General features: G+C 67.8%; 10 protein-coding genes. 7 read left to right on the forward strand and 3 right to left on the reverse strand.

Annotation, left to right across the window (positions count from 1 at the left end; translation table 11 throughout):
• Positions 1-92: 92 nt before the first annotated feature.
• Positions 93-1,346: a Zn-dependent hydrolase gene (locus P2G67_RS00590; RefSeq protein WP_275819005.1), complete on the reverse strand. Its 1,254-nt coding sequence runs from the start codon at positions 1,344-1,346 to the stop codon at positions 93-95.
• 132 nt (positions 1,347-1,478) lie between these two features.
• Between P2G67_RS00590 and P2G67_RS00595 the strand changes: the two genes are divergently transcribed.
• The 6 genes from P2G67_RS00595 to P2G67_RS00620 all read left to right on the forward strand — a co-directional run bounded on the left by P2G67_RS00595 (position 1,479) and on the right by P2G67_RS00620 (position 8,422).
• Positions 1,479-3,047 carry an ABC transporter substrate-binding protein gene (locus P2G67_RS00595; protein ID WP_275819007.1) on the forward strand — a complete coding sequence of 523 codons (1,569 nt, stop codon included), beginning with the start codon at positions 1,479-1,481 and terminating at the stop codon, positions 3,045-3,047.
• 61 nt (positions 3,048-3,108) lie between these two features.
• The gene (locus P2G67_RS00600; protein ID WP_275819008.1) at positions 3,109-4,056 is read left to right on the forward strand and encodes an ABC transporter permease; all 948 of its coding nucleotides are present in this window, start codon (positions 3,109-3,111) and stop codon (positions 4,054-4,056) included.
• Positions 4,053-5,984 carry a dipeptide/oligopeptide/nickel ABC transporter permease/ATP-binding protein gene (locus P2G67_RS00605; RefSeq protein ID WP_275819009.1) on the forward strand — a complete coding sequence of 644 codons (1,932 nt, stop codon included), beginning with the start codon at positions 4,053-4,055 and terminating at the stop codon, positions 5,982-5,984. Before P2G67_RS00600 ends, P2G67_RS00605 begins: the two co-directional genes overlap by 4 nt.
• 7 nt (positions 5,985-5,991) lie before the next feature.
• On the forward strand, positions 5,992-6,987 hold the full coding sequence (locus P2G67_RS00610; RefSeq protein ID WP_275819011.1) for an ABC transporter ATP-binding protein: 996 nt from the start codon (positions 5,992-5,994) through the stop codon (positions 6,985-6,987).
• A gap of 10 nt (positions 6,988-6,997) precedes the next feature.
• A complete protein-coding gene (locus P2G67_RS00615) occupies positions 6,998-7,792 on the forward strand; it encodes a FadR/GntR family transcriptional regulator (RefSeq protein WP_275819013.1) in 795 nt (264 codons plus the stop codon).
• Positions 7,793-8,074: 282 nt separating this feature from the next.
• Positions 8,075-8,422: a type II toxin-antitoxin system HicB family antitoxin gene (locus tag P2G67_RS00620; RefSeq protein ID WP_275819015.1), complete on the forward strand. Its 348-nt coding sequence runs from the start codon at positions 8,075-8,077 to the stop codon at positions 8,420-8,422.
• A gap of 202 nt (positions 8,423-8,624) precedes the next feature.
• Here the strand turns inward: P2G67_RS00620 and P2G67_RS00625 are convergent, their stop codons facing one another.
• Positions 8,625-9,803 (reverse strand): MFS transporter, encoded by a 1,179-nt coding sequence (locus P2G67_RS00625; RefSeq protein ID WP_275819017.1) that lies wholly within the window; start codon positions 9,801-9,803, stop codon positions 8,625-8,627.
• 304 nt (positions 9,804-10,107) lie between these two features.
• Positions 10,108-11,583 carry a glycosyltransferase family 2 protein gene (locus P2G67_RS00630; RefSeq protein ID WP_275819019.1) on the reverse strand — a complete coding sequence of 492 codons (1,476 nt, stop codon included), beginning with the start codon at positions 11,581-11,583 and terminating at the stop codon, positions 10,108-10,110.
• Positions 11,584-11,947: 364 nt separating this feature from the next.
• On the opposite strand from P2G67_RS00630, the gene P2G67_RS00635 reads away from it, so the two are divergent.
• Positions 11,948-13,315, forward strand: a complete 1,368-nt coding sequence (locus tag P2G67_RS00635; RefSeq protein WP_275819021.1) for a UDP-glucose dehydrogenase family protein — start codon at positions 11,948-11,950, stop codon at positions 13,313-13,315.
• Positions 13,316-13,323 lie beyond the last annotated feature (8 nt).

Below are 13,323 nucleotides of genomic sequence, written 5' to 3' on the forward strand. Positions count from 1 at the left end.
CGACACGCGTGCGGCGGGAACCGGAGCTAAGCAAGCGGCGGGCGGAACATCAACGCAAGAAGGCTGCGCGGCTGCAGACCATCCGACTGTGATCAGGTCTCGGCCCGAGAGAGGCGGAGCAGGGCGTTCAGCATCAACTGCGCACCGTCCAGGATGGCCGGCCAGTCGGTCCACTCTTCCGGCGCGTGGCTCACGCCGCCCCGGCTGGGCACGAAGATCAGTCCCGAGGGGCAGAGTGCCTGCATGGTCTGGGCATCGTGGCCCGCGCCCGACGGCATGATCATGTGGCTGAGGCCGAGCGCTGCGGCCTCCTCGGTCAGGAGCCGCGCAATGCCCTGGTCGAGGCGCACGGGCTCGAGCCAGCTGCGTTCGATGATCTCGTGGGTCAGGTTGTGGTTGCGGCAGGCCTGCTCGACCGTCTCCCGGAAGGCTGCACACAGCGCTCGCATGATCGACTCGTCAGTGTCGCGCAGCACCACGGAGAAGTCGGCCTGCCCTGGCACGGTATGGGGAAAGTTCGGCTGCAGATCGACCTTGCCGATGGTGATGCGCGACTGCTCGCTGCCCAGCTTGACGATGATGTCGGGAATCCGACCCGCTGCCTCGGCCAGACCGGCAAAGGCGTCGGCCCGCATCGACATGGGCGTGGTGCCGGAATGGTTGGCTTCGCCGAACAGGGACACAGACCAGTTGGTCACACCGGATACGCTGTCGACAATGCCGATGCTCGTACCGCGACGCTCCAGCACCGGCCCCTGTTCGATGTGCAGTTCCAGGAAGGCGCGTACGCTACCGGGTTCACGGCGCGCACCTGGAATGAGTGATGGGTCCAGGCCCTGCGCCAGCATGACGTCCCAGAGGCGGACGTCGTTGGCATCAGCCGCCTGTTCGAGCCATTCCGGTGTGATCGCGCCGACCATGGCTTGGGAGCCCAGCATGCCGCCGAAGCGCCCCTCCTCCTCGCTGGTCGCAACCACCTCGATGGGATAGTCGGGCAGGGTGCCGGCATCGCGCAGCGCCAGGACGCACTCCAGGGCTACGGCCACGCCAAGAGTGCCGTCAAAGGCACCGCCTTCCGGAACCGTGTCGGCGTGGGAGCCGACCATGATCGAGGGGCGATCTTCCGGGCCCAGACGACCGAAGACGTTGCCGGCGGCATCCCACTGCACGCTCAGGCCTTCCGACTCCATCCGCGCCGAGAGCCAGCGCCGCGCGGCCAGGTCGGCATCGGAGAAGCCCGGGCGGTTGAAGCCGCCGCTGTCGGGATTGCGTCCGAACTGGTTCAGGCCGTCGAGCAGGCTGCTCAGGCGCGCCGCATCGATCTTCGCGGCCGAAGTGTCCGTCATTCTGGGTCTCCCGAGGCAGGAAGGAGAGTGGAGGTATCTCCGAACCCAGAATTTATAATGATCAATGGTTGCTTGTCACAAAATTTTCAGGATTAATTAACGGATCACGCTTTCGCAGGAGGGAGGTTTCCAATGCTTCGTATGGCGCAGCGATCGCTCCAGATCGCGCTCGCCGGCACCGCGCTCGCCCTGGCCATGCCGGCAGCGGCGCAGACCCCGCCCAACGTGCTGGTGGTGGGACAGATTGCCGAGCCGCAGTCGCTCGATCCCCAGGCCGTCACCGCGGTCAACGACTTCCGCATCCTCGTCAACATCTACGACGGACTGGTGCGCTATGCCGACGGTACGCTGGAGGTCGAGCCCTCTCTGGCGGACTCCTGGGAAGTCTCCGAGGATGGCACGGTCTACACCTTCAGTCTGCGCGAGGGCGTGACCTTCCACGATGGCACGCCGCTGACGGCCGAAGCGGTGAAGTTCAACTTCGAGCGTATGCTGGACGAGGAACACCCCTATCACGACACTGGGCCCTTCCCGCTGGCCTTCTTCTTCTCGGCCGTGGACTCGGTCGAGGCGGTGGACGAGCTCACGGTGCGCTTCACGCTGAGCGAGCCCTTCGCGCCCTTCCTGTCCAACCTGGCCTATCCCACCGGCTTGATCGTCTCGCCGACTGCCGTCGAGGAGCAGGGCGAGGATTACGGCCGCAACCCGGTGGGAACCGGCGCCTACAAGTTTGAGGAGTGGGCCTCGAATCAGCGCGTGGTGGTCACCCGCAACGAAGACTATTGGGACGGCGCGCCGCAGCCGGAGGCCGTGGTTTTCCGCCCGATCACCGATTCCAACACCCGGGTGGCGGAAATGCTCTCAGGCGGGCTCGACATCATGGTCGAGGTGCCGCCGGACTCCATGAGCGACTTCCGCGATGCCTCGGACTTCGCCGTCCATGAGCAGGCCGGCCCGCATGTCTGGTTCCTGATCCTCAACATGCGCGAGGGGCCCTTCACCGAGAAGGCGGCGCGCCAGGCGGTGAACTACGCCATCGACAAGCGGGCGCTGGTGGAGGACGTGCTGCAGGGCACGGCCGAGATCGCCGCCGGTCCGATCGCGCCGGCCTTCGCCTGGGCCTACAACGAGGAGCTCGAGCCCTATCCGCATGACCCGGACAAGGCGCGCGAGCTGCTGGAAGAGGCCGGCTATGACGGCGAGACCGTGACCTTCTATGTCACCGAAGGCGGCTCGGGCATGCTCGACCCCGTCGCCATGGGCACGGCGATCCAGGCCGACCTGGCCGAGGTGGGCATGGAGGTCGAGATCGAGACCTATGAGTGGAACACCTTCCTCGATCAGGTGAACCCGGGGCTCGAGGGCAAGGCCGACATGGCCGAGATGGCCTGGATGACCAACGATCCGGACACCCTGCCGTTCCTCACCCTGCGCAGCGAGGCCTTCCCGGAAGAGGGCGGTTTCAACTCGGGCTACTACGCCAACGAGGAGGTCGATGCCCTGTTGAACCAGGCGCGTATCTCCACCGATCCGGAGGAGCGGGCGGAGCTTTATCGCGAGATGCAGGCGATCGTGCAGGAGGATGCCCCCTGGGCCTTCGTCGCCAACTGGAAGCAGGGCGCGGTGACCACTGCGGCCGTGCAGGACTTCCGGCTGCAGCCCTCCTTCTTCCTGATGCTGCACGACGTCACCAAGCAGTAGGTCCGGCCGGGTCCGTCCGTCAACGGGCGGGCGGACCCGTGCCCATTCGGGGGACGCAGTCGTGGGCGGCTATATCCTCAAACGCCTGATCGCGCTGGTGCCGGTGCTGCTGGGGCTGACGCTCATCGTCTTCCTGATTATGGCGATGATACCCGGCGATCCGGCCACCGCGATTCTCGGCTCCTACGCCACGCCCGAGAACGTAGAGCGGCTCAACCGCCAGCTCGGGCTCGACCGTTCCCTGCCGGAGCAGTACCTGGTCTGGCTCGGCAACCTGCTGCAGGGGGAGTTCGGCCGCTCCTACTCGCTCAACCGTCCGGTGATCGATGAGGTGCTGGAGCGCTTCTCCGCCACCCTGATTCTCGCCGGCACGGCGCTGCTGCTCTGTTCGGTCTTCGGCCTGCTGGCCGGCATCGTCTCGGCGGTGCGTCAGTTCGGCTGGACCGACCGCATCGTGACCTTCTTCGTGCTGATCGGCATTTCCACCCCCTCCTTCTTCCTCGGACTGCTGCTGATCCTGGTCTTTGCGGTCAATCTCAAGCTGCTGCCCGCCAGCGGGATGTACGCGATCTACGGCGGCGGCGATCTGCCCGACCTGCTGCGCCACCTCCTCCTTCCGGCGGTGACCCTCGCCGCCGTGGCCACGGGCGTGATCTCGCGCCTGACCCGCACGGCCATGCTCGAGGTGCTGCGCCAGGACTTCATCCGCACCGCCCGCGCCAAGGGCCTGAGCGAGCGGCGGGTGGTCTACCGCCATGCGGCGAAATCGGCCCTGGTGGCGGTGATCCCGGTGATCGGCATCCAGGCCGGCTTCGTGCTGGGCGGGGCCGTCTACATCGAGACGGTGTTCCAGTGGCCGGGCATCGGCGCCATGCTGGTCAAGGCCATTTCCACCCGAGACCTCCTGCTGGTGCAGGGCGGGGTTCTGGTGGTCGCCGCCAGTTACGTCCTCTTCAATCTGGCTGCCGACGTGGTGCAGTCGACCCTGGATCCGAGGTTGCGGCGATGACGGGCCAGCGAAAGGACAACCGGCGGCCCAGCGCCTTCGCCCTGTTGCTGAACAATCGCATGGCAGCCGGTGGCTTCTTCATCCTGGTTGCGCTGCTGCTGCTGGCGCTGATCGCCCCGCTGCTGCCGCTGCACGACCCCAACGCCACGGACCCCTCCAACCGCCTGCTGCGGCCGCTGACGGAGGGGCACCTCCTGGGCACCGACGCCCTGGGCCGGGACATCCTCTCGCGCATCCTTTCGGGCCTGCGGGTCAGCATCGCGGTGGGACTCTCCGCGACGATCATCGCTGCCTTCTTCGGCTCGCTGATCGGCCTGCTGGCGGGCTTCGCCGGCGGGCGGGTCGACAACCTGATGATGCGCGGCATCGACATGCTGATGGCCTTTCCCTACATCCTGCTGGCGCTGGCCATCGTGGCGGTGCTGGGGCCGGGGCTGATCAACGCGCTCTATGCCATTGCGCTCGTCAACATCCCCTTCTTCGCCCGCAACATCCGCGGCGTCACCCTGGGCCTGGCCAGGCGGGAGTTCGTCGATGCGGCGCGGCTGGCCGGCAAGTCGCCGGCGCGCGTGCTCTTCACCGAGATCCTGCCCAACGTCCTGCCGGTCATCGTCATTACCATGTCCACCACCGTGGGCTGGATGATCCTGGAGACGGCGGGGCTCAGCTTCCTGGGCCTGGGCGCGCAGCCGCCGCAGGCCGACCTCGGCTCCATGCTGGGCGACGGCCGCGGGGTGCTGTTCAACGCGCCGCATGTTGCGATCATCCCGGGCCTGGCGATCTTCCTGCTGGTGATGAGCATCAACCTCTTCGGCGACGGCGTGCGCGACGTCCTCGACCCGCGCCTGAAGTCCGGCGCCCTGACCCGCCCGGTGGCGCGCACGGCGATCGAGCGCGATCCGGCGTCTGTGCCGGCGGAAGATGCTGAGGACCGGAAGGCCGTTCTCTCGGTCCGCGGCCTGCGCACGGCCTTCCGCATGGGCCGGCGCCAGGTGGAGGCGGTGGGCGGTGTAGACCTGCGGCTCGGGCAGACCGAATGCCTCGGCCTGGTGGGCGAGTCCGGCTCCGGCAAGTCGGTGACCGCCATGTCGATCATGGGCCTGGTGCCCACGCCGCCGGGGCGCATTGTGGGCGGGGCGATCCTGCTCAAGGGCGAGGACCTGCTGGCGGCTTCGGACGAGCGCATCCGCGGCTTACGCGGCGGGCCGGTGAGCCACGTCTTCCAGGACCCCCTGTCCAGCCTGCATCCGCTCTTCACCGTCGGCGATCAACTGATCGAGGCCATCCGGGCCCACCAGCCGCTCAGCCGCGCCAAGGCGCAGGCGAGGGCGCGTGAACTCCTGGAACTGGTGCGCATTCCCAATGCCGGGCGGCGGCTGTCCGCCTATCCGCACGAGCTTTCCGGCGGCATGCGCCAGCGGGTCTGCATCGCCATGGCGCTCGCCAACGACGCCGAGGTGATCATTGCGGATGAGCCCACCACCGCGCTCGACGTCACCGTGCAGGCGCAGATTCTGACCCTGATGAACAAGCTGCGCCATGACAAGCAGACCTCGATCCTCTTCATTACGCATGATTTCGGCGTGGTCTCCGCGCTCTGCGACCGGGTGGCGGTGATGTACGCCGGGCGCATCGTGGAGACGGGACGCACGGAGGAGGTGCTGGACGCGCCGGCGCATCCCTACACCCGCAAGCTGATCGACTGCGTGCCGGTGCTGGGCCAGGGCGAGCGGCGGCTGGATGCCATCGAGGGGCTCCCGCCCTCGGTGGACAACCTGCCGCCGGGCTGCGCCTTCGCCCCGCGCTGTCCCCGGGCGCAGGAGAGCTGCCGCCGCGGCGAGATCACCCTGCAGGAGGTGGCACCGGGGCGCGCCGCGCGCTGTCTCTTCCCACTGGAAGCCGGTGAGGAGGCCGCAGCACATGCCTGATACGGCCATGCCTGATACGTCCCCGCTGGTCGAAATGCAGCAGGTGGAGCGGCGCTTTGGCGGCGGCAAGAGCCTCTTCGGCAAGCCGCGCCCGGCCGTCCACGCAGTCCAGAGCGTCAGCCTCGAGGTGCAGCCGGGCGAGACCCTGGGCATCGTCGGCGAGTCCGGCTGCGGCAAGTCCACGCTGGCGCGCATGCTGGCCGGGCTCGACAGCCCCACCGACGGCGCCATCCACTTTCAGGGCGAGGATCTGGCCGAGGCGGTGCGCCGGGACTTCAAGGCGATGGCGCGGCAGATCCAGTATGTCTTTCAGGACCCCATTTCCTCGCTAAACCCGCGCAAGACCATCCGCACCATCCTGGAAACCCCGCTGATCCATCTGCTGGGTCTGAAGCGGGCTGAGCGCGAGGCGCGGCTGGCCGAGCTGATGGACGCGGTCAACCTGCGCCCGGAGTTCCTGCAGCGCTATCCGCACGAGTTCTCTGGCGGCCAGGCACAGCGCATCGGCATCGCCCGGGCGCTGGCCGCCAGCCCGAAGCTGATCGTGCTGGACGAGCCGGTCTCGGCACTGGACGTCTCGGTGCAGGCGCAGGTGCTCAACCTGCTCGACGACCTGAAGCAGCGTTTTGGCCTCACCTACGTCTTCATCAGCCACGATCTGGCGGTGGTGGAGAGCGTGAGCGACCGGGTGGCGGTGATGTACTTCGGCCGCCTGGCCGAGGTCGGGCCGGCCAAGCGCATCTTCGCGCAGCCTGCGCACCACTACACCCGCCTGCTGCTGGACTCGGCGCCGGTGCCGGGCAAGCCGGTGCTGGTGCCGGAGTCCGAGAGCGGGGAGCTGCCCGACCCCTTCAACCCGCCGCCCGGCTGCGCCTTCGCCGCGCGCTGCCCCGCCGCCGATGAACGCTGCCGCAGCGAGCGTCCGCCGCTCGAGGCCAAGGGAGCGGAGCCGGAGCATCTGGCCGCCTGCTTCCACCCGCCGCGGGTCGGGGAGCGGGCATGAGGCGACGACAATGAGGCCTGACGCGCCTGGGGCCGATGAGCCGGCCTGGGTGGGCGAGCGCCTGGAGCTGCCGCCGCGCCGGCCCACTCGCCGGGCCGATGCCATCGCGCAGCAGATCCGCGATCTGATCGCCGCCCACGGCCTGCGCCCCGGCGACCGCATTCCCCAGGAGTGGCTGTCGGAGGCGCATCTGCAGGCGGCCAAGGGCACGGTGCGCGAGGCGCTGAAGGCGCTGAAGACCCAGGGGCTGATCAAGACCCGCACTGGCCCCGGCGGCGGCGTCTTCGTCTCGGCGCTCTCGGCCGGGCAGGCCATGGACCTGCTGAGCAACCTCTTCCTCTTCAGCCGGCCCAGCCTTTCCGAGATCTATGCCCTGCGCAAGCTGCTGGAGCCGGAGCTGGTGGCGGGGCTGGCCGGGCGGCTGGACGAGGCGGACTACGCCCATCTGCAGGAGACCATCCGCCTCTACGACCACGCCCCCGCCGATGCGGAGGAGGAGTTCCAGCAGCGCCTCTCGGAGCTGGATTTCCACTCGGTGCTGGCCGGTTTCTCGGACAACCGCCTGCTGACCTTCGCCTGCGTCTTCCTGCACCGCCTGTTGCGCGAGATGGCGGTCTGCCGCGCCATCTACGCCACCCCGAACCCGCAGCTGCGCGAGACGGCGCTGAACTACCAGGTGCGCCTCATGCGCCTGCTCAAGGTGGGCGACGCCGAGGGCGCCCGCAGCCTCATGGCCGAGCACATGGCCGAGGCCGAACGCTACATGCTCGCCCGCGCCGCCATCCGCCAGCCGGAGGGCGGGTGAGGGGGGATACCGTCTCTCGATGTGCCGCGAGCGACCGCTCTTTTCACCCCCTCGTCATTGCAAGCGACCCCCCTTACTTCCCCCGTCATTGCGAGCGACCAACGGGAGCGCGGCAATCAAGGGCCACGGGCGGCCGCCCTGGATTGCCGCGTCGGCTTCGCCTCCTCGCAATAACGAGGGGCGTGGTGTTGCGCTTGCACTTCTGCTGGCCACTGGCTTACTGCTGGGAATCCACGAAAGGTATGAATCAGGCGCCTATCTGATCCGCCTGGGAGTTGAGCCATGAACACGATGGCATACAAGGGCTATAGCGCCCGCATCGAGTATGACGACGAGGACGGTATTTTCTTCGGCAAGATTGCTGGAATCGCCGACGGCGTGGGCTTTCACGCCGATAATGTCGCCGATCTCAGGGCGGCCTTTCACGAGGCCGTGGAGGATTACCTGGAAACCTGCGCCAAGGTCGGCAAGCCGCCGCAGAAGCCCTATTCCGGCAGGGTCATGTTCCGCGTCGATCCCGAGGTGCATCGCAAGGCGGCGCTGGCGGCGGAGCTGTCGGGTAAGAGCTTGAACCAGTGGGCCGAAGAGGTGCTCGCCCGAGCCGCCATCCGCCAGCCGGAGGGCGGGTGACGGGGGATACCGTCTCTCGATGTGCCGCGAGCGACCGCTCTTTTCTCCCCCTCGTCATTGCAAGCGACCCCCCTTACTTCCCCCGTCATTGCGAGCGACCAGCGGGAGCGCGGCAATCTAGGGCCACGGGCGACCGCCCTGGATTGCCGCGTCGGCCTGTCGGCCTCCTCGCAATGACGGTGCGTAGGCGTGTGCGTGTGCCTTACCCCTGCCGTAGGGCCAGCAAGGCGGCGAGGCTGGCCAGCGCGAGGAGGCTGGTGAGGCCGAGTGCGCCCAGGCCCCAGTGGTCGATGGCCAGTGCGAAGAGGAAGGGCGCCGCGGCCTGGCCGAAGCGCGCGGGGGCCATGAGCAGCCCCTGGCGCAGCCCGTAGCCGCCCGGCCCGAAGAGCGACAGCGGCAGGGTGCCCTTGGCGATGGTGAGGATGCCGTTGCCCGCCCCGTGCAGCAGGGTGAAGACCGCCGCCCCCGCCGGGCCCAGCAGCACCAGCAGCAGCGCGCCCAGCGGATGCGCCGCCGCCGCCAGGCGGGCCGAGAGCAGGGGGTGGAAGCGGCGCAGCAGCGTGTACTCGAACAGCCGCGCGCCCACCTGTGCCGGGCCGATCAGCGCGGCCGCGGCCACGGCGGCGGCGGGCGTGGCGCCGGCCTCCTGCAGCAGGCGGGGCAGGTGGGCGGCCATGGCGGTGCTGATGAACCAGGTGGCGGTGAAGACGAAGGCGAGCAGCAGCAGGGCACGCCGCTGCTTGGCGGTTTTCTTAACCTCTTGCGGCGTCGCTTTTGCCTGTGGCGGTGCGGGCGGCTCTTTCGCGGGCGCCCCCTTGCGCCGCGGCAGCAGGGCGTTGAGCGGCAGGCCGAGCAGCAGGTGGGCCCCGGCCCAGAAGAAGTAGGCGGCGCGCCAGCCGGCCTCGGCCTCGATCCAGGCGGTGACCGGCCAGCAGATGGTGCTGGCGAAGCCGGCGATGAGCGTGATGCCGGTGATGGCGCCGCGCGCCTCGCGCCCGTAGAGCCCGGCAAGGGTGGCGAAGCCCGCCTCGTAGAGCCCCATGGCCATGCCCACGCCCAGCAGCAGCCAGCCGGCGAACATCGAAACCGGCCCCTGCGCCAGGCCCAGGAGCCCCAGGCCGGCGGCGAAGACCAGGCTGGAGCCGATCAGCACCCCGCGCCCGCCGAAGCGGTCGATCCGCGCCCCGGCCAGCGGCCCGAGCAGCGCGGAGAGCACCAGCGCCGCGGAAAAGGCGCCAAAGACCCACCCCGCCGTCAGCCCCAGCCCCTCGGCCATGGGCACCGCCAGGATCGCCGGCAGGTAATAGCTCGACCCCCAGGCCAGCGTCTGCGCCGAGCCCAGCATGACGACGACGGAAGAACGGGGGCGGGAGGAGGACATGCAGCCGGGAGGCAGGATGGAGGAGGGACAGTGGCAGGATGCCGCAGTCTATGCCCCTTCCCGAACCATTGCGAGCCCTGTCCCCGCGAGCCTTGCCCGTGGAGGCCGATAGGCCCCCCACCTCGTCATTGCGAGGAAGCGAAGCCGACGCGGCAATCCAGGGCCACGAGTGGCCGCCCTGGCTGCCACGCGCCCTGCCGGGCGCTCGCAGTGATGTGCCGCGCTCCCGTTGGTCGCTCGCAATGACGGTGGGGAAAGGGCGGGGCGCTTGCACTGCCGACGAAAAAGAGGACAGCGCGCCGGCTCAGGTCAGATGTGCGGCCAGGTCGGGCGCTTTAGGCACCGCCTGTTCGGCGGAGATGGGGAAGGGCCGCTCGCCCGGGTCCTGTGGCATGAAGGGGCGTCGACCCGCCGCCAGGCACTGGCCGTGCCAGGCCCGCCAGGCCTCCCAGTATTCCAGGCGGAAGGGCGTGGTGCCGCTGCCCTGAATGCCGGTGCTATGGTCTGTCATCAGCGACCCCGGGCGTTCCGCACCCAGCGCGAGCGGCTTGCGCAGCGGCGCGCCCGCCTCTCGGCCGAAGACCAGAGCGAGGCGGGCGAGGAACTCGCTGTCGGCGCCGGTGCGCACCTCGTCGAAAGCGCCGGCGCGGTTGAGCACAGCCTCTCGGCGGAAGAGGATCGAGGAGAGGTTGGCGCGGAGCAGCGGGTGGCACTGCCGCGCCACCACCGCGCCGTCATCGCGGATGCGCAGCCAGTAGGACCAGCTGAAGACCCGGCCCGGGTCCTCTTGCAGCCAGTCCAGTTGCTGTTCGATCTTGCGCGGATGCGACCAGTCGTCCGAGTCATGACAGGTGACGAAGGCGCCGCGCGCCAGGTGCCGCAAAGCGAGGTTCTTGGCCACATAGGTGCCCACGTTGCGCGGCAGGCGATGATAGTGCACCCGGGCGTCACGCTCGCGCAGCGCCGCGACCACCGCGCCCAGACCGTCGTCGCTGGCATCGTCCATGACGATGATTTCCAGGTTGCGATGGCTCTGTGCCAAGAGGGATTCGATGGCCGGGCCGATGCGCTCCTTGGTGCGGAAGGCCGTCATGATGACCGAGACCAGCGGGCGCTCCCCCGGCAGCACGGGCACCTGCGCCCTGGCGTTGCGGGCGTTGAGTGCTTCCGCTTCATCCCTGCGTTCGAGCGATTCCAGTTGGTGGTGCGCGAAGTAGCGGTTGATCTGCGCCAGCGCCGCGGCCTCGGGGGTTGCGCTGGCCGGTAGTTGGCCTGCGAGCAGTAGGGTAGCACGATGCAGCGGCAGCTCGGGCCACCGAGCCTCCTCTTCGTCCGATAGCCTGCCGAGCACCGCGGCGGCCTCCGGCAGGTGCCCGAGCCCGGTCAGCAGTGCGATCTGCAGGTCACGGCACTCGGCAACGGCCGCGGCATCCGCCTCTTGCAGGCGCCGCAGAGCCAACTCGGGCGCGTGCGGCGCCAGTGCGGTGACGATCTGGCGCAGCTTGCCGGCCGGCAGGCCCTGCAGCCAGGCCTGCGCCGCCTCGCCCTTGCCGAGTGCCGCCGCGCAGACCGCAGCGGCCAGACGCGCCCGCCAACGCGCCGGCACGCCCTCCCGCTCCGCGCGCTCATGAACGCTGCGATAGAGCCCGAGCTTGTACTGCGCCCAGTAGGAGGGCCCCCGGGAGAACAGCGCCTGGTCGCGGTGCACCGCCAGGGCCTCGCTGTAACGGTGCTTGCGCATCGCGCGGTGGAAGCCGAGCGTTGCTGTCAGAGCCTTCATGGGGCTTTCCTGTGACTGGGTGCGGGCGGAGTTTCTAGCAATACCAGAGGATACTCATGGGGTTGGTCACCGGCGATGCCAGTGTCGAGCTATCGGCGGCGGCATCTTAGAGACTCCGAGGCGAGGCGAAAGAGTGGCAGACGGCCGAAACTTGATCCCCGATGCGCGAAGTGGCGCATGGGCCCGCATTGCAATGGCTGGATAGTTAGGCAATAACGACGCCTTAAGGTCGACGGAGTGGTGTCGGCGTGCGGGGAGTTCGCTGTCGAATTCCAAGGGGCTGCGTGCGCATCTTCCGTAGGCCCTTCGGGACCATGTCGTCACCATGATACCATCACTTCATTGGCTTTCTAAGCGGGGCAGCATGCAGCTTAAGGTAACGATTGTCGGAGCTGGTTACGTAGGACTGGTTTCGGCGGCATGTTTCGCACACCTGGGCACCAGTGTTACCTGCGTTGACCGCGATCGATCGCGGATTGATCGGCTGGAGCAGGGCGAATCCCCGATCTTCGAGGAAGGGCTCGATGAACTGATCCTCGAGGGGCAGCAGCGCGGCCTCCTCCACTTTTCGACCGACTTGGCAGCCAAGGTAGCCGACGCAGATCTCATTTTCATTGCAGTTGGCACGCCCAGCAGCAAGGGCGATGGCTACCCCGACATGGCTCAGGTTGAAGCGGTTGCCAGAGCGATCGCGCCAGTCTTGTCCGGCTATACGGTTCTGGTGACCAAGTCCACGGTTCCCGCTGGAACTGGCCGATGGCTAGAGACGCTCTTGCGCGAACTTCGGCCTGATGCCGATGTCGATGTTGCCTCCAATCCCGAATTTCTGCGCGAAGGCTGTGCCATTCGCGATTTTCTTGAACCCGACCGTGTGGTTCTGGGCGCCGACAACGAGAGGGCGCGCGACCACCTGCAGGCTCTCTATCGGCCCTTGGCGGATCGGGCGGTGCCGGTGGTTATGACGACGCGTGAAACCGCTGAACTGATCAAGTATGCGGGCAATGCCTTTTTGGCCACCAAGATCACCTTCATCAATGAGATGGCGGACCTCTGCGAGAAGTTCGATGCCGATGTCGAAGTGCTCGCCCGGGGCATCGGGCTCGATCGCCGGATCGGCCCACTGTTTCTCAAGGCCGGCCCGGGCTATGGCGGGTCATGCTTTCCGAAGGACACGCGCGGACTGATCACCATCGCCGAGCGCGCCGGCGCGCCCACGCGGCTTGTCGAAGCGGTGAACTCGATTAATGAGGACCGGAAGGCCTCGATGGCCGAGCGTATTCGCGGCCTGCTCGGTGGGTCGCTTGAGGGCATCACCCTCGCTGTCCTAGGAGTGACCTTCAAGGCCGGGACGGACGATATGCGCGAAGCGCCCAGTCTGGATATTCTCCCGCGCTTGCAGGCAGCCGGTGCGGCCATACAAGCCTACGATCCCGCAGGGATGGAGCATGCAGAGAACTTGCTTCCGGGTGTTTCGTGGCACGAAGACGCTTATGACGCGGCGACCGGTGCCGATGCGCTCGTGATCCTGACCGAATGGTCACAGTTCAAGGCGCTGGACCTACTCCGGATGCGGGAGACACTGGGCCAGCCCATGGTGATCGATTTGAGGAACCTCTATGAGCCCCAAGTGATGCGCGATGCGGGATTTGTTTACCATTCTGTTGGCAGAGGGTCGCGTACTAAGTTTATTGAGCGATCGCTTGGGGTAGTCTCGTCGGATGCTGCGGAATAAACTATATA

The sequence above is a fragment of the Aquibaculum arenosum genome (assembly GCF_029222965.1).
Classification (GTDB): Bacteria; Pseudomonadota; Alphaproteobacteria; order Kiloniellales; family DSM-21159; genus Aquibaculum; species Aquibaculum arenosum.